The sequence below is a fragment of the Thermosynechococcus sp. HY213 genome, assembly GCF_031460975.1.
In the GTDB taxonomy this organism is placed as follows: Bacteria; Cyanobacteriota; Cyanobacteriia; order Thermosynechococcales; family Thermosynechococcaceae; genus Thermosynechococcus.
Window position 1 is genome coordinate 387,122 of sequence record NZ_JAVKVB010000016.1, and the last position, 16,023, is coordinate 403,144.

Annotated in this window: 11 protein-coding genes; 7 read left to right on the top strand and 4 right to left on the bottom strand. The window is 52.4% G+C overall.

Features of this window, described 5'->3' with window-relative positions:
- Positions 1-1,344 carry a TIGR03279 family radical SAM protein gene (locus RHK62_RS11510; protein ID WP_310453746.1) on the top strand — a complete coding sequence of 448 codons (1,344 nt, stop codon included), beginning with the start codon at positions 1-3 and terminating at the stop codon, positions 1,342-1,344.
- A 64-nt stretch (positions 1,345-1,408) separates the two neighbouring features.
- Positions 1,409-2,371: a hydroxymethylbilane synthase gene (gene hemC, locus RHK62_RS11515; RefSeq protein ID WP_302678193.1), complete on the top strand. Its 963-nt coding sequence runs from the start codon at positions 1,409-1,411 to the stop codon at positions 2,369-2,371.
- A gap of 7 nt (positions 2,372-2,378) precedes the next feature.
- Here the strand turns inward: hemC and RHK62_RS11520 are convergent, their stop codons facing one another.
- From RHK62_RS11520 to accD, 3 genes are all read right to left on the bottom strand, one after another.
- On the bottom strand, positions 2,379-6,590 hold the full coding sequence (locus RHK62_RS11520; RefSeq protein WP_310453747.1) for a CHAT domain-containing protein: 4,212 nt from the start codon (positions 6,588-6,590) through the stop codon (positions 2,379-2,381).
- A 167-nt stretch (positions 6,591-6,757) separates the two neighbouring features.
- Positions 6,758-8,617 carry a serine/threonine phosphatase gene (locus RHK62_RS11525; protein ID WP_310453748.1) on the bottom strand — a complete coding sequence of 620 codons (1,860 nt, stop codon included), beginning with the start codon at positions 8,615-8,617 and terminating at the stop codon, positions 6,758-6,760.
- Between the two features lie 119 nt (positions 8,618-8,736).
- A complete protein-coding gene (accD, locus tag RHK62_RS11530; RefSeq protein ID WP_206200021.1) occupies positions 8,737-9,660 on the bottom strand; it encodes an acetyl-CoA carboxylase, carboxyltransferase subunit beta in 924 nt (307 codons plus the stop codon).
- A 235-nt stretch (positions 9,661-9,895) separates the two neighbouring features.
- Here accD and rseP point away from each other — a divergent pair, with 235 nt between their 5' ends.
- From rseP to RHK62_RS11555, 5 genes are all read left to right on the top strand, one after another.
- Positions 9,896-11,002 carry an RIP metalloprotease RseP gene (gene rseP / locus RHK62_RS11535; protein WP_286627016.1) on the top strand — a complete coding sequence of 369 codons (1,107 nt, stop codon included), beginning with the start codon at positions 9,896-9,898 and terminating at the stop codon, positions 11,000-11,002.
- A gap of 8 nt (positions 11,003-11,010) precedes the next feature.
- Complete coding sequence (gene nth / locus RHK62_RS11540; RefSeq protein ID WP_149819035.1) at positions 11,011-11,679, top strand: endonuclease III; 669 nt, start codon at positions 11,011-11,013, stop codon at positions 11,677-11,679.
- A gap of 10 nt (positions 11,680-11,689) precedes the next feature.
- Positions 11,690-12,319, top strand: a complete 630-nt coding sequence (locus tag RHK62_RS11545; protein ID WP_310453749.1) for a Uma2 family endonuclease — start codon at positions 11,690-11,692, stop codon at positions 12,317-12,319.
- On the top strand, positions 12,316-13,074 hold the full coding sequence (gene gloB / locus RHK62_RS11550) for a hydroxyacylglutathione hydrolase (protein WP_286627163.1): 759 nt from the start codon (positions 12,316-12,318) through the stop codon (positions 13,072-13,074). The genes RHK62_RS11545 and gloB overlap by 4 nt, the downstream gene beginning before the upstream one ends.
- 62 nt (positions 13,075-13,136) lie before the next feature.
- Positions 13,137-14,429, top strand: a complete 1,293-nt coding sequence (locus RHK62_RS11555; RefSeq protein WP_310453750.1) for a hypothetical protein — start codon at positions 13,137-13,139, stop codon at positions 14,427-14,429.
- Here RHK62_RS11555 and RHK62_RS11560 read toward each other — a convergent pair.
- Complete coding sequence (locus RHK62_RS11560) at positions 14,426-15,994, bottom strand: serine protease (protein ID WP_190278256.1); 1,569 nt, start codon at positions 15,992-15,994, stop codon at positions 14,426-14,428. The genes RHK62_RS11555 and RHK62_RS11560 overlap by 4 nt on opposite strands.
- Between the last annotated feature and the right edge of the window lie 29 nt (positions 15,995-16,023).

A 16,023-nucleotide genomic window follows, 5' to 3' on the forward strand; every position in this document is an offset into this window, starting at 1 on the left:
ATGAGCGATCGCGCCCTTCGCCCGGCTGTTGTGGCTGCTGTGGAACCCGGCTCCATTGCCGCTGAGTTGGGATTTGAACCCGGTGATGCGTTGGTGGCCATTAATGGCGATCGCCCCCGCGATTTGATTGATTATCGGTTTCTCTGTGCCGAGGAATACCTCACCCTAGAAGTGCTAGGGAAAGACGGCCAAACCTATGTTCTCGAAATTGAAAAAGACATTGATCAAGATTTAGGACTGGAGTTTACCACCGCCCTCTTCGATGGGTTGATGCAGTGCAACAATCGCTGCCCCTTTTGTTTTATTGATCAGCAGCCCCCCGGCAAACGGGAAAGCCTCTACGCCAAAGATGACGACTACCGCCTCAGTTTCCTCTACGGCAGCTACATTACCCTGACGAACCTGCTTCCCTCAGAATGGCAGCGCATTGCCCGCTTGCGCCTTTCCCCCCTCTATGTCTCTGTCCATGCCACAGTAGCCAGTGTTCGCCAACGCCTACTGAAAAATCCACGGGCGGGGGAAATTCTGCAACAGATGCGCTGGTTTCAAGAGCAACGGCTGCAACTCCATGCCCAAGTGGTTGTCTGTCCGGGGATTAATGACGGCGAGTGCCTCGAGCAAACACTACGGGATTTAGCCCAGTTCTATGATCCTGAAGAGCCAACCGTGCTTTCAGTGGCAGTGGTGCCGGTGGGGCTGACTCGCTTTCGCCCTGCTGAGGATGAACTGATTCCCGTCACCCCTGATCACGCCCAAGCGGTGATTCAACGGGTACAGGCACTCCAACAGCGGTTTGAACAGCAGTGGCAAACCCCCTTTGCTTGGCTAGCAGATGAATGGTTCTTGATTGCCGGATCGCCCTTACCCCCCGCCGCCCACTATCAGGACTATCCGCAACTCAGTAATGGTGTGGGAACGATTCGCCTGTTTTTAGAAGAGTTTGAGCTTCACGCCCAACAGCTTCCCCAACGCTTACCGCAGCCGCGTCATCTGAGTTGGGTGGTGGGTAATACCGTGGAACAGGCCTTTGCACCCTTGGTGGCTCGCCTTAACCAAATTGAGAACCTGCGCCTTGATCTCTATGCCCTTGCTAGCGACTATTGGGGACAGCAGATGTCCGTGACAGGGCTATTAACCGGCCATGATTTGATCTATCACCTGAAGGGCAAACCCTTGGGCGATCGCCTGCTTCTGCCCAGTCTGATGCTCAAGCACGATGAACCCGTTTTTCTCGATGATGTGTCTTTAGCCACTGTAGAGGAAGCGCTAGGGGTCCCCATTCAAGTGGTCTCTGGTGGCGCGGCAGCGATTATTGCTGCTTGTACTCACCCCGAAAATGCCTGATCTTGCCCCTTGGGATCCCCGCAACCTATAATGGCTGGATGCTGTCCGCTGCACACTCAACCCTATGATTGCCACCTCCTCCCGCCCGGTTCGCATTGGTTCCCGCAAAAGTCAACTGGCGCTTGTGCAAACGGAATGGGTACAGGCGCAGTTACAAGCCCATCATCGCGATCGCGCCTTTGAGGTGGTGACCATGACCACCCAAGGAGACAATATCCTTGATGTCGCCCTTGCCAAAATTGGCGATAAAGGCCTCTTTACCAAAGAGCTAGAACTTTCAATGCTGCGGGGTGAGACCGATTTGGCCGTTCACTCCCTCAAGGACTTACCCACCAAGTTGCCCGCTGGTTTAGTTTTAGGCGCGATTACTGAGCGGGAAGACCCAGCAGATGCCCTTGTTTTAGGTGCAAAATGGACAGGACACACCATTGATACCCTACCTGAAGGCACGGTCATTGGTACTTCGTCACTGCGTCGCTTGGCACAGTTGCGCCACCACTACCCCCATCTCACGTTTAAGGATGTGCGGGGCAATCTAAATACTCGCTTGGCCAAATTAGATGCTGGGGAATACGATGCCTTGATTTTGGCGGTAGCTGGCCTGCGGCGTTTGGGCTTTGGCGATCGCATTAGCCAAGTCTTACCCGCAACAGTGTCCCTCTATGCTGTCGGTCAGGGTGCCTTGGGCATTGAATGCCGCGCCGACGATCCCGACATTTTAGCCTTGGTCAAGACCCTTGAACATCCAGAAACAGCAGCCCGTTGCTTAGCAGAGCGAGCCTTCCTGCGGCAATTGGAAGGGGGCTGTCAAGTGCCCATTGGGGTGCATACGGTGATTGAAAATGGTCAACTCACCCTCACAGGATTGGTCGCCAGTCTCGATGGCCAACGCCTTGTCAAAGACAGTCTTACAGGGGAGCCTGCCAGTGCAGAAGAACTAGGGACGCGCCTTGCTTTGAAGCTGCGGGAACAGGGAGCCTCAGAGATTTTGGAAGAGATTTTTGCTACTGCCCGTCTCGAGCGTTAGTTTATCCCTACCATGGAACCCCTACCATGGTAAAGGCAGCCCAGTAGTAGGGATGATCGAGGGAACGACGACCAGCCCCTTGGTTAACTTCTGGGGGTAACGGAATGCGGCCACGAATTGTTTGCAGTTCATTGTCTTGGATGCGAATATTGCCGCCCAGCATTGCTAGCTGCGCTTGCCGTAGCGCCTCGGCCTTAATGGGTACCGTATTTAACAAATCGTAGAAAGTAGTCATCAGCGCCAACGTCCCCTCATCGCTGACATACCACAAACTGGCCAGCACCGACTTCGCCCCCGCCTGTACCGCCAGACCTGCAAACCCCAGTTCTGCATCCAAATCTCCAACCGCCGTGCGGCAGGCACTGAGGGTCAACAATTCTGCTTGGGGACGGTTAAGCTGTAAGCCTTGGAACTGCAAAAGATTCAATCGCCCATCCCTAAAAGCAATGTAGGAATTTTCTGCAGCCCCCGGTTGAAACTCAGCGTGAGTGGCCAAATGGATCACAGGATAGATTCCTTGACGGCGCTGTTGTCTAAAATTAGCAATTGTAAAGGCCTCATTGAGAAAGGCTTGGCCTCCTCCTAGGTTTTTAACAATCTGCGCCACCTCTAGGGTCGCCATCGGCAAGGGGGACTGATCTGGGAATTCCGATGCCCCCATTGCTAAGATGGGTTCCCGTTGAATACTGCGGTAGCGAATATCTATGAGCCTTATACTGGGAACCAGCGCCGTACTAAATTGCTCTACAAGAAAGTTTTGACCATCATGGAGCGCTGCCAAGGGAAGGCTACGCATACCACTGTCTAGAACAAAGACCAGTGTATCAATGCCCTGGGCATTCAAGTTAGCACGCAAGGGGGCAATCAACCATTGGTAAAGCTGTTGTGCCGCCGGTAGATAAGTACGGGTATTGATCAGGCGTGGATCACGCACCCTGTTAGTCAAAGTATCCACTGTTTTCAATAACTGTTCACGTCCCACGTTCTGTAGGGGTGTATAAAGCGGCCTCCCCTCTGGGGTAACCAAGATGAGATCAAATTGGTCAGGCCGGGCTAGGGTATAAATGACCGCTGGCTTTTTACCTGTTTGCTTGGCAATTTCATTGAGGGCTGCCTGTAAATCCTCAAGGGAGAAATCTTGCCTATCACAAGTACGTTGTAGGTAACTGCTGACTTCTTGACAGCCCCGTAGATCGAGTAACGCCAGCGCACCCTCAATGTTATTGCTAGCTAGGGCAGTCTCGATATCTCTAGTCAAGAGAATTTCAGGGGGAGCGGTAGGTACTTTAAGGGGATCGGAGATGGCTGGTGTAGGGGGTTCTAAGAGAGGATTGATTTTTTCAGAAGGAACGAAGCTCCTATCGGCAAGATTTTTACCTGTATTTTCAAAACGAATATTTCCGACCTCCACAAGACCTAAAAGTGTTGTGGGTACAGGAATAATCGATCCCTCGGCTTGAATTGCTCCTGCAGTTCCATTCCTTTCGGAATTGCCCACTAAAAATGGAGTGGCATTGTTGATAAAGATATTCACTGAGTCACCCCATATCGTGGTAGGTACACCATTGGAAACAAACGTACCCAAGCCACGCAGTGAATTTTGCGCATAAATATCAACACTGCCCGCCCCAGCATTAATCCAGTTGAAAACTAGATTGCCGCCCCTTAGGTTGACATCCCCACCACCAGTCGTCAAATGGCCCAGCGTTAAGTTGCCGCTGGGTATTGTCTGGAGGTTAGTGAATAGATCAGGCAGTGTTAAATCATCATCATCATCCGGAATTGGATCAATCGTACCTCTAGAGGTTGGAATAGGGAAATCACCAGTCCAAGCTAAGAAGTTACCACCGTTGGTGAAGATATCACCCGTCGTAATCGTAGGCGCAAACAGTGTAACATTGCCACCACTGCCAGCTGTATTGATATTACCTATTGTTAAAGCACCCCTGTAGGCAACAGCAGCCAAATCACCGCCGTGAGTCGTAATATTGCCAGTTGTTATGTCAGTTATGGAATCAAGATAAACAAAACCACCGTTGCTGTTGATATTGCCAGTTGAAATACCCCCGCTTCTTGAAAAGACTGCGATCGCTCCGCCTGCACTGATTAGGTTGCCGAGAGTGATGTCATTAAAAGCAACTACGCCGATAGTACCACTACTTTGAGTTACTTGCAAATTACCAGCAGTAATCTTAAGTGCAGAGTCTAGACTAATATCTGAACTAGTGGTGACATTGTTCAGCTGAATATTACTAAGAGCATTGATGCTTAGACTTGCAGTGTTGATTGTTCCTAAAACTACGGTTTGACCTGTTGAGTCAATATTCAAAGAATGATTGCCGTTGATATTGCCATTGAATGTAATATTTTTCCCTGAAAAGCTCGTTGAGTTCAGTAGAGCTGTGTTACCACTGAATTGAATGCTGCCTGCAGATGCATTAACTAAACCTCCAAGGGAAATCGTACCCCCACTACTCTGTAGATTAATACTTCCACCTGATGTACTGAGAACATTGCCACTAGAAGGAAGGAAGATATTGCCACTAGCTTGGAGGGTGATATTGGCGCCATTAGTTTGTATGGGAGCATTGGCACTAATGTTTGCTGCACTGATCTTAATTTGATTATTGAAGGATGATTGATTTTGAATCACTCCCTCTGCTTGTAATACCAAGCTCCCCTGAAGCGAGATGGGGTAGCCGATGATGATATCATTATCAGCCTGTAGCGTGAGTGAGTTTGTCGAGCTGCTGGAAATTGAGGTTTCTACATAGATATTCCCAGTAGTTAGCGCCGTACTGTCTGTTGTTATGACAACGTCTGTGGAATTGAGTGCTGATAACAGCGTTCCTATAGTTAACACAGAAATTGGATAAGAGTTTGATAGTGCTTTAAAGGGCGAAGAGGAAGTAATGTTGACATCATACATGCTGTCAGTGATGTATATGTTTGTCGGATCAAGTAATAATGTTCCTGTGTTACCATTTAGGGCAGTGGTATCGACTGTGCCTTGAAAATCTAGAAACTGTTTGCCAGAAACTTCGACAAAGCCGCCATCTCCCCCAAGCGCACCGCCACGGCTACTGATCTGGCCATAGAAACGTGTGTTGTGCTCTGCCCAATTGATAATTGTGCCCCCGTTACCCTGATGGGTGGCATCAGCATTCAAAAGAGTACCGGCATTAACAAAAAGGTTTTGCGCATTGAAGCTACTGCCTAGCCGGCCAGTTCCTGTTGTTCCCCCTAAATAGTCACCACCAATGAGAATTGTGCCGCCCCCTGTATTACCCGCAGCATTCAGTTGGGCATTAATCAGAGCAATATTACTGCCTTGGCCAGCAATAGTGATTTTACCCCCGGCGCCGGTGGTATGACTCACATCAATCGTGCCGCCAATGACTGCTGTATTTGTGGTTAGGGGAATCTTGGTACTGTCGTGAACCAAATGAATCGTGCCATCTGGATTTTGAATCACGCTATTGACGGCAGGATAGCCATTACCCCCTGTGAGTAACGTCGGGAGATCAATTGGCTGAATAATGCCTGCGGCGGGTAATCGCTCTTTGGGAATCTCTAGACTGAGGAGCATGCCCTCTTGGGAAATGCGCACCAGACCTGATTCAGGTACCGCCACAACATTGACCGTGCCCCCTGCTGCGCCAAGGGTACCTGTATTGATCACCTGATGCGCCATCAGGGTCAGGGATTGACCAGCATTGACCCTAAGATTGCCTTCATTAATTAGGATGCCTCTATTGGCAAATTCAAAGCCAATCGGGGAGCCATTGAGTTGGCTGTAGGTGTTTGAACCATTGAGATCAAAGAGGCCATTGCCAAAGTGAACGCGCTGGGCTGTCGAGGCATGGAATGCCGCTGGTAGATTCAACTGCGCATTCGGACCAAAAACAATACCTGCAGGATTCAGGAGGTAGAGATGACTGTTTCCGCCTGTAACTTGCAGCACGCCGTTGATATAACTAGCACTGCCACCATTGACGCCAGCAAGAATGTTGCGAATTTGCGGGGTAGAAAGAAAGTTGGCGGTTTGCCCCTGCTGGACATTGAAATCACGAAACAGGTGAAAGAGGTTTTGGCCATCGGCAGAACGTTGTCCGCCACCAATGTTGAACTGATGGTTGACGGTTTCTACGGTGGTGCCAGTGGCATTGGGAGCGGGGGTAATTTCAGCAAGGGCGGGTGTACCAAGAAAAGAGGTCAAGCTAGTCAGGATCACCCAGCTGTAGGGCAACACTTTTGTTAAGCATCGAGAATTCATATGACGTTATGTAAAAAACTTGCTAATGAGGATAGTTTTATCCTCAGGGACTATTTTAAGTGCGATCAAGGCAATGTACCACTTGGTAAAGTGTCTGCTGGAGATACTGTCTAAAATAGGGCGTTAAGAACAGAGCGCAATTTGAAGCGGAGGGCGATCGCCGTCAAGTTATCGTGGCCATTGACTTGATTTCCAATATCAATGAGTTTATGAAGCGACTGATTGAGGGGGAGACTAAAATCCAGCATTGGCAGCAAATGGCTAATAATGTGGGTTTCGAGGCAGCGGTTATCGGAAAGGCCATCGGAGCAAAGCAGAATCAGGGTGTCTTCTTCGATGTCCAAGTCTATAACCTCAGGGGCAATGGCTTCATTGCTGCGGGGGCCAAGGGCTTGGGTGAGTTGATAGGCATCGGGACGACCGTAGGCAATTTCAGGCTCTACCCCTTGTTGAATCAGGCGTTGACCGACTTCGTGATCAATGGTGAGTTGTTGCAGTCCTTGGCGTTTGGTGAAGTGGTAAATGCGACTATCACCGACATGGCCAAGGCGTAGGTGGTAGTTATGCAGTAGAGCCATGACAAGCGTGGTCCCCATGCGACCACTGCCGGTTTTCCCTTTTTGATCATTAGTGGCAAAAATGACTTCATTGGCACGGTAAATAGCGTTGCGTACTTCCTCCGCACTCGGCAGTTCTCCCTGCCACGGCCAAGTCTGCTCGAAGTATTCATGAACAGTTTTAGTGGCAAGGGAACTGGCAATTTCACCTTCTGCATGCCCCCCCATGCCGTCACAGAGCACGTATAGTCCCTGAACATCCAACTGCTGCCCCTGGGGGGTGAGACGCACTTGCTGCCGATGATCAATCAGGTAAAAATCCTCGTTGTGGTGGCGATCGCGCCCGGTGTCTGTCTGGGCAGCAACATCCACTTGAACCAGTTGCCGCGGTAAGAGGGCAGTGGGTGCATCCTCAATAGCGGTATGGTCCTCTTCTGGTGATTCTGATGAGAGGGTGATGTCTGGCAGTTCATTAATCAAGTCACCCGTACTTTCACCTGTCTCCTCCTCAAAGTCTGGCAGGGGTTCACTGCGCAGGGTGGAGGCGAGAGAGTCGAGCAACATCTGAATTTCTGAGATTTTCTCCAGAGGAGCCGTGCTCAAGGAGACCAAGAGCGGCATAAAAACGGCTTGACGACGACTAGAGGCATGGCGAAATAACTCTTCCCAAACAGTAACGAGGCTGGGGGGTGGCGTGGGTCGCTCAAAGGTTTTCACTAAGGGAAAGGTGAAGTCCAGTTGATGCAGCCGCAATTGATCGTCAGGGTTGACGGCTAAATTCCTAACTGTGAGCAAGGAATAATGGCAGTGCCACGGTTCTAGAGTCTTCCACAGCTCAATCATGTCCTCTAGGTACTGGAAAATTTGCTCATCGGAAATGTTGTCGTCTTGCCAGACATCTTGCAGAGGGCGCGCTGTGTGATTGTAGTCGAGAATAATGCCGTGGCAGTAGTTGGCCGGTAAGTTGCTTGTGGAAACGGTATCTAGCCACGCATCGTGAATGGCTGGAATGGTTTCGGGATAGACAAGGTGCAAGGCAAGGTAGGCGATCGCCACCGCACTGAGGTCAGGGTATTGAGCTTGCAAATGGGGAATGACCACACTGGGGTCGAGAATGTTTAACCCCTGTGCCCAATCCTGAGCCGTTTCGCGGAGGGCTTCTAAGAGCGTCGGTTTCTCAGGCTGTAGATCCTGCACCAGTTGGGGCAAATCACAGGCGTAACGGTGATCCCAGCGTTGGTAGCGGTGCTGGGGGTCAAAAAAGACAGCGGCATTGGGAGGATTGGTGTCCTGCTCAAACACAGTTCCCTCAGAGTTACGGTTGGGGACAGCCAAAATGGGGTGATCGGTATAGGCAGGATAGAGAACGCCCCACCAAAGTTTGAGGTTTTGATCAGTTTGAGCGGTAGGCATTAGAGCAGGTGAGCCAGCAAAGACAGCACAGTGACGACCACCCCTTGCGGTGTGGGAGCGGTATCCCCTATTGTATAGCGATCGCCCTAGGACAACCCTTGATCTGGGGGTTGCTGCTGTTATTCCTCAGCCATTGCCATCACAGGAAATGATTTGGGCAGCAGGGTCGAGGAAACATGACGCGTCACCGGTTGATGTAAACGAATTAACTGTGCCAAAGTTGACTTCAGGTGAGTCCGCGGCACAATCACATCCACAAAGCCGCATTTCTGGACAAATTCGGCGGTTTGGAAGTCATCGGGAAGTTTTTCCCGCAGCGTTTGCTCAATAACCCGCCGCCCCGCAAAGGCGATCGTTGCTTTTGGCTCGGCAATAATAATATCCCCTAACATGGCAAAGCTAGCCGTCACGCCCCCAGCAGTGGGATGGGTCAAGACGGGGATATAAAGCAGACCTGCACTGCGATGCCGTTCGAGGGCAGCAGCCGTTTTCGCCATTTGCACCAAGCTGAGCATCCCTTCTTGCATGCGGGCACCGCCAGAGGCACAGACAATCACAAGGGGAATCTGCTCCCAAGTGGCCCGTTCAATCAGGCGGGTGATTTTCTCGCCGACCACGCTGCCCATGCTACCGCCCATGAAGGCAAAGTCCATCACCCCTAAGGCAACCGGCAGCCCCTCCAGTTGGCCGAGGCCGGTTTGTACGGCATCCTTGAGACCGGTTTTCTCTTGATACTCCCGCAGGCGATCGCTATAGGGCTTGCGATCCTTAAATTGCAAGGGGTCACAACTGACCAAATTTTCATCGAGGGGGCGCCATGTGTGGGGGTCAATCAGTTGTTGGATACGCTCACTACTGCTGACGCGATGGTGATGGCCGCACTCTGGGCACACCAGTTGATGGCTATGCAGATCTTTGCTGTAGATCATGACGCCACAGGCTTCGCACTTTGTCCAAAGACCATCAGCGATCTCCCGCTCTGGCTGCATGGGGGTCAAGGCGGTTTCTTTACGGCGATTTGCAAACCAATCAAATAAAGACATTGTAGAAAATTCCCTTTAACGTTGAGGTCTCAAATAGCACGTTTGTATGGGTCTCTCTCAGGAGCGTCCACTAAGAATAATTACTTATCATGCCACTTTGTTGCATTTTTGCAATATATCGCACAAGTTTGAGAAATTATGCAAGGGGCTGTGGCGAAATCACCGATCCAAGGGGAAGTTCGGTGTCACAATAAAAGGGAGTTAACAATTCGCAGCGTAGCACTGGGTTGAATCTATGTCCATGGTTGCAGTCGTGGTGGCGATCGCCATCTTGGGAATCTTGATTTTTGTCCATGAGTGGGGGCACTTTATCGCTGCCCGCAGCCAAGGCATTCATGTCAACCGCTTTTCTATTGGGTTTGGCCCGATCCTCTGGAAGTTTCAAGGCAAGGATACCGAGTATGCCCTGCGCCTGATTCCCCTAGGGGGCTATGTGGGGTTCCCAGACGATGACCCCAATAGCAGCGTTCCCGCCAACGATCCCAATCTCCTGAGCAACCGGCCGATTTTGGATCGCGCCATTGTCATCAGCGCGGGGGTGATTGCCAACTTGGTCTTTGCCTATTTGCTATTGCTGGTGCAAGTGGGCGTCATGGGCATTAGTCAGGCCACCTACTATGAGGGTGTCCTCATTCCCGCCCTTGTCCCGGAAAGTAGCCTTGTGGCCACCAGAGCGGGCATTCAGCCGGGGGACTTGGTTTTAGCCGTGGATGGCCAACCCTTGGGTGCCGATGCCAATAGCTTGCCAAATCTGATGCGAGCCATTCAGCAGCATCCGCAGCAACCCCTGACACTGACGATTCAACGTCAAGGGCACATCCAAGAGATTACCGTCACGCCAGAAGTGAGTGAGGATGGTCAAGCCCGGATTGGCGTTCAATTAGCCCCCCATGCCGACATTTACCGCGAACACACCTTAAACCCGATTAAATTAGTCACGGCGGCCGCGGCGGAGTTTCAGCGGGTGGTTGTGCTGACCCTAGAGGGGTTTCGCGAACTTTTCCAGCATTTTGATCAAGCGGCTCAACAGGTCTCAGGACCGGTGGCGATCGTAGCGATGGGCGCGGATATTGCCCGCTCCAATGCTGAACAGCTCTTTACCTTTACCGCCTTGATCAGTATTAACCTTGCAATTATCAATATTCTGCCCTTTCCAGCCCTTGACGGCGGTCAACTGCTCTTCTTACTGGTGGAAGCGCTGCGGGGTCGTCCCTTACCCAATCGCATTCAAGAGGGCGTCATGCAAACGGGGCTGGTGTTGCTCCTTGGACTGGGGATGTTCCTCATCGTGCGGGACACCGTGAACCTCACGGGCTTGGGCTGGGTACAGCAACTCTTTTAAGGGCTTCTATGGCGATTACCCGTCGTCTTGCGGCCAAGCAACAGCGAGCCTTGGAAATTCTCACCCGCCTCAAGCGCCTCTATCCGGATGCCACCTGTAGCCTCAACTTTGCCAATCCGCTGCAACTGCTGGTAGCCACAATTCTCTCTGCCCAATGCACGGATGAGCGGGTGAATCAAGTCACCCCGGCACTGTTTGCTCGCTATCGTGATGCCGAGGACTTTGCCATGGCTGATTTGGCTGAGCTAGAACAGTACATCAAGTCCACTGGTTTTTATCGCAATAAAGCCCGCCATATTCAAGGCGCCTGCCGCCGCATTGTCGAAGTCTATGGGGGTCAGGTGCCCAAGGTGATGGAAGATTTGCTTTCACTGCCGGGGGTAGCTCGCAAAACAGCCAATGTGGTTCTTGCCCATGGCTACGGCATTTTGGGGGGAGTGACGGTGGATACCCATGTCAAGCGGCTGAGTCGGCGGTTGGGGCTGACCCAAGAAACGGATCCCGTGAAAATTGAGCGGGACTTAATGCGCCTGATCCCCCAGCCCGATTGGGAAAACTGGTCAATTCGCTTGATTTACCATGGCCGCGCCGTTTGCCAAGCGCGCCAACCCCAGTGCGAAGGCTGTGAACTCATTGACTTGTGTGCCACAGGTAGGAAGCTGATACCAAAGTCATAGGGGATTTGCCATGAAAACCCTAACCACAACTACGGGCGAACAGCGTGTCACGCTCCACGGCCTCACTTGGCAGCAGTACCAACAGATTCTCAATGCTCTGCCGCAAACCCGTGCTGCCCACTTGATATTTGATTGTGGAACCCTTGAAATTACGATGCCCCTCGAAGAGCATGAGTTTGCCAGTGAGCTGATCGGTCTATTTTTGCGCATTCTGGTGGTGGAAACAGGACTGCGGCTGCGATCGCTGCGCTCAACAACCCTGTGGCGACCGGATCTGAAGCGAGGAGCAGAACCAGATAATGCCTATTACATCTACCATCAACCACAGGTGGCTGGCCGCAGCATTGATCTGAGCATTGATCCACCGCCTGATTTAGTGATTGAGGTGGACATGACCCATACCGATATCGATAAAAACCAGCTGTATGCGGCCTTGGGGGTACCGGAGCTATGGCGGTACAATGGTCGGGAATGGCAAATTTTCCAGTTGTGGGACGGATGCTATCAAGGGTGCGATCGCTCCCCTTTATTTCCATGGGTGCCCAAGGAATGCCTTTATCGCTTCTTGGCAGAGGCCAAAAGGGATGAGGTAGAGGCAGAGAAAAATTGGCGACGCTGGGTACAGGAACAACGGCCATGATGATTTATCGCCTCAATGCCCTTACAGATAACTACATTTTTTTGCTCCATGATCCGCAAACGGGGACAGCGGCAGTGGTGGATCCGGCAGAGCCAGAACCTGTTCTTGCCAAATTAGCGGAATTGAGAGCAACACTGACGGCGATCTTCAATACCCACCACCACTGGGATCATGTGGGTGCCAATCGTGCCCTGCGATCGCGCTTCCCCAATATCGAAGTCTATGGCAGCCGCGAAGATCAAGGCCGCATTCCAGAGCAAACGGTTTTTCTTAGTGCCGGCGATCGCGTGCCCTTTGGCGAACATGCTTTTGAGGTGCTGTTTGTTCCCGGCCATACCCGCGGTCACATTGCCTACTATGAGCCAGCAACGGGCGATCTGTTTTGCGGTGATACCCTCTTTGGCGGTGGCTGTGGTCGTCTTTTTGAGGGGACACCGGCACAGATGTTGGAGTCTTTGAATCGACTGCGGCAATTGCCGGAGCAAACGCGGGTCTGGTGCGCCCACGAATATACCCAAAAGAACCTCAGCTTTGCCCTGACAGTGGATGCCAATAATCCTGCCCTGCAAGAGCGCTATGCTCAAGTCTGTCGCGATCGCGCCCAAGGAAAAAGCACGATTCCCAGTACGATTGGCGTTGAAAAGGCAACGAATCCTTTTTTACGCTGTGAAGTCAGCACCATTCAAGCAGCAGTGGAGGCAACCACCCCCCTCCAAACCTTTACACGGTTGCGGGGTAAACGGGATCAATACTAGGTGCCTATTGAGCACATCAGAACGGTAATCTAGTTTTATATTCCTCTACCCCCAAAGCTGCGATGGCAGTTTCCTATCAGAGTCGCTTCTTGAGCTTTTGGCAACAGCAATGGCACCGTTGGCGGCAACACTGGCAACGCCAACTATGGCAAATTGAAAGCAGCCTCAGTGGCACGCTGCAGGTGATTGGCGCCATTCTGGCACAGGTTTGGCAGCGGGGACTCCCCCAACTCATGGGCAGCGTCTCTCGAATGCGTCAACGCCTCCTAGCGCAACCCACAGCGGCACCCCCTGCCGATGAAGCACTGCTAACTGTGATGTCTGCCCTCTCCCTGACGAAAGGGGAGGATGACTCTTGGGTGGTGGCGATCGCCCCCATTGCCCGTCCATTGACTTGGTGGCAGCGCTGGTTTCAACCCCCGTCCAAGACGTTACCACCACAGGATGCACCTTTGGCACAGCGGCAACCCTTTTACCTTGCCTGCGATCGCGCCGCAAAATCCCTATTGCTTGTGGATGAGGCTGCCCGTCCCTTGAAAATCTTCACCGCCACAGAACAGCGGCAAATTGAGCAACGCATTGCCTATGCCTTGGCAGTGTACTATCAGCACCTTCGGCAGTGGTATCGGCGACGGCATCACTGGCTCTGGGGTTGGCAGCAGCGATCGCTCAAAGCAGGCTCTAACCCACCGTCCTGTTTGGTGGGCAATTTTCTAGGGCAACTTCAGTTAACAGGTGCTAGTGAAGGGGATTTAGTCCTACCCACGGTGTCTCCCCTAACCGCTGCCCTCCGCTGGTTGCGATCGCGCCTTCCCTTCGGCCGCAAAAATATGCTGTCCCAAGGGCGGGTACAGGGGATTGCCACCCTTCTAGAAACCCAGCAGATGGTGCTCATCGGCACCGATAACGAGATTCTTTATACCCTCACCCCTGCCCAACAGGCGCAAGTTCTGGCTTGGATTGAACGCCATCTCAATCCCTTCAAGCTGCCCTTCCCAAACTGGCTGAGTCAACTCTCCTATTGGCTAGGGGGATTCCAACCCCCAGTGGTGGCAGCCGTAAATTCACCGCTATTGGCGGCTACGGATCCTCTGCCCGTCTTTTCTCCCGTGGAGACCCTGCTTAGCCTAGGCAGTCGCTCTGATTCCCTAGCCCATTCGCCACCCTCAGAAACTGCGGCCACCAGTGTCCCTCCAAATCCAGAGCAGTTAATTCTTGATGTGGATGCTGCCCTGATTGGCTATGAACTCCACTGGTTTGAACGGCTGCTGCTGTGGTGCGATCGCCTGTTTCTCTGGATTGAAGAACACCTGATTCGTTTGGGTCGTTGGCTCTTGCAGCAGTGGCAACGCTAGCGGTTCTCAATCTGACGAATTGCGTCCATCATTTCGTTGTAGGACTGCATATTCCCCTGTTGGCGATAGAGTTCAGCGGCTTGGCGCAGATCCGGTAGGCTCGCTTTGGAGTTCTGTTCAAGGAGATACGTTACACCCCGCACCGCAAAGGGGATGGGATCTTTGGGGGTGAGTTGCGTCAAGGCCGTCCAACTGGGGCGACTGAGGGCATAATCTCCCATGAGAAAAGCCGCAATTCCCCGCAGCAAATGATAGTCGGTGCTCTTGGGATTGGCGGCAATGAGACGATCAAACACGGGGATACTGCGGCGAAAATCGCCACTGAGAAACAGCGCCAAGGATTGAATCATCTGTAGATCGCTGTTGTTGGGACTGAGGGCAAGGGCGCGATCGCTATCCGCAACGGCAGTACCAAAGTTGCCGAGGAGCAAATTCAAAAAGCTACGGATGCCATAGGCTTCGGTGTACTGGGGATTGAGGGCGATCGCCTTGGCAATGTCCTGCTGAATCGTGCCGGGGCGTTCAGCCATATTGCGGACAAACGTATCCAGCATCGGGGTGGGCGGGTTGGGGGGAAAGGCATCCTTGAGAATAGGGTTACCTTGGGTCAGACGACTCAGGTACTTGGTTCCCAGTTCTTCACCGAGCTGATTAAAGTCTTGGTGAGGCACAAGGGCAAACATTTGCGCTACGGCCCGTCCCAGATAGGCTTCACTGTAGTTGGGATTGAGGGCGATCGCCTGGGTATAGTTGTCAATGGCGGCGGCAAAATTCTTGCGTTGGAAGTGCTCCTCAGCGGCGAGGAAATAGTCCGCTGCCTTCAGGGGGGTCGGGGCAGGCAGAACCGTGGTTTCCCGCGACGGTGTGGCCAAACTCAAGTAGGTATTGATGGGAATGCCGAGATTAAAGCCGCGTTTCACAAAGACAGTACTGGAGCCACTGCCCTCCTGCACAAGGGTAGAAGCAATATCGGCACTGCCATGAACCCCAATTAAACGGCCATTTTCATCGAGGACAGGGCCGCCACTCATCCCCGGCAAGGTGGGATTGCTATAGACCAAGGCATAGCCATCTTGAATCGGACGCGAGGCATTGGCCGTCAACCGCCCCTCGGTAAATTGATAAATGCCCCCCAGAACCGAGGCCTCCTGAGCAGGAAAACCAGCCACAAAAACGGGCATGCCCTCCACTGCCTCTACGGAGTTTCCCAGTGTGGCAAGGGTGTAATCGCGGTTGCTTTCAATTTCCAGCGTGGCCAGATCAACGCCGGGCAAGCGACGAATGGAATTGGGTCGCATGGCATAGCGCTGACCATCAACCGTTTTCACCGTGTACTGGCCGGCCTTTTCAACCACATGGTAGGCGGTGAGGATAACGTAGGTACTGCCCTTGCGCTGCAGTAGGATACCTGAGCCGTGGCTGTTGGCACCTTCAATGAGCACGGTGATATTTTTGGCAATGCGGGCAACTTCTGTAACGCTCACCCCTTGAGCCGGAAAAGGCTGAGCAATATGGACGGTGGCGATCGCCATTCCTACCAATGACCAACTGTGCCAGCGCCCCATCGGGATGCCTCCAAGCAGACTCTAGCCCC

Bases quoted from the DNA above. Each gene is read 5' to 3' on its own strand.
- RHK62_RS11510 (WP_310453746.1), top strand. From the start codon at position 1: ATGAGCGATCGCGCCCTTCGCCCGGCTGTTGTGGCTGCTGTGGAACCC.
- hemC (WP_302678193.1), top strand. From the start codon at position 1,409: ATGATTGCCACCTCCTCCCGCCCGGTTCGCATTGGTTCCCGCAAAAGT.
- RHK62_RS11525 (WP_310453748.1), bottom strand. From the start codon at position 8,617: ATGCCTACCGCTCAAACTGATCAAAACCTCAAACTTTGGTGGGGCGTT.
- accD (WP_206200021.1), bottom strand. From the start codon at position 9,660: ATGTCTTTATTTGATTGGTTTGCAAATCGCCGTAAAGAAACCGCCTTG.
- rseP (WP_286627016.1), top strand. From the start codon at position 9,896: ATGTCCATGGTTGCAGTCGTGGTGGCGATCGCCATCTTGGGAATCTTG.
- nth (WP_149819035.1), top strand. From the start codon at position 11,011: ATGGCGATTACCCGTCGTCTTGCGGCCAAGCAACAGCGAGCCTTGGAA.
- RHK62_RS11545 (WP_310453749.1), top strand. From the start codon at position 11,690: ATGAAAACCCTAACCACAACTACGGGCGAACAGCGTGTCACGCTCCAC.
- gloB (WP_286627163.1), top strand. From the start codon at position 12,316: ATGATGATTTATCGCCTCAATGCCCTTACAGATAACTACATTTTTTTG.
- RHK62_RS11555 (WP_310453750.1), top strand. From the start codon at position 13,137: ATGGCAGTTTCCTATCAGAGTCGCTTCTTGAGCTTTTGGCAACAGCAA.
- RHK62_RS11560 (WP_190278256.1), bottom strand. From the start codon at position 15,994: ATGGGGCGCTGGCACAGTTGGTCATTGGTAGGAATGGCGATCGCCACC.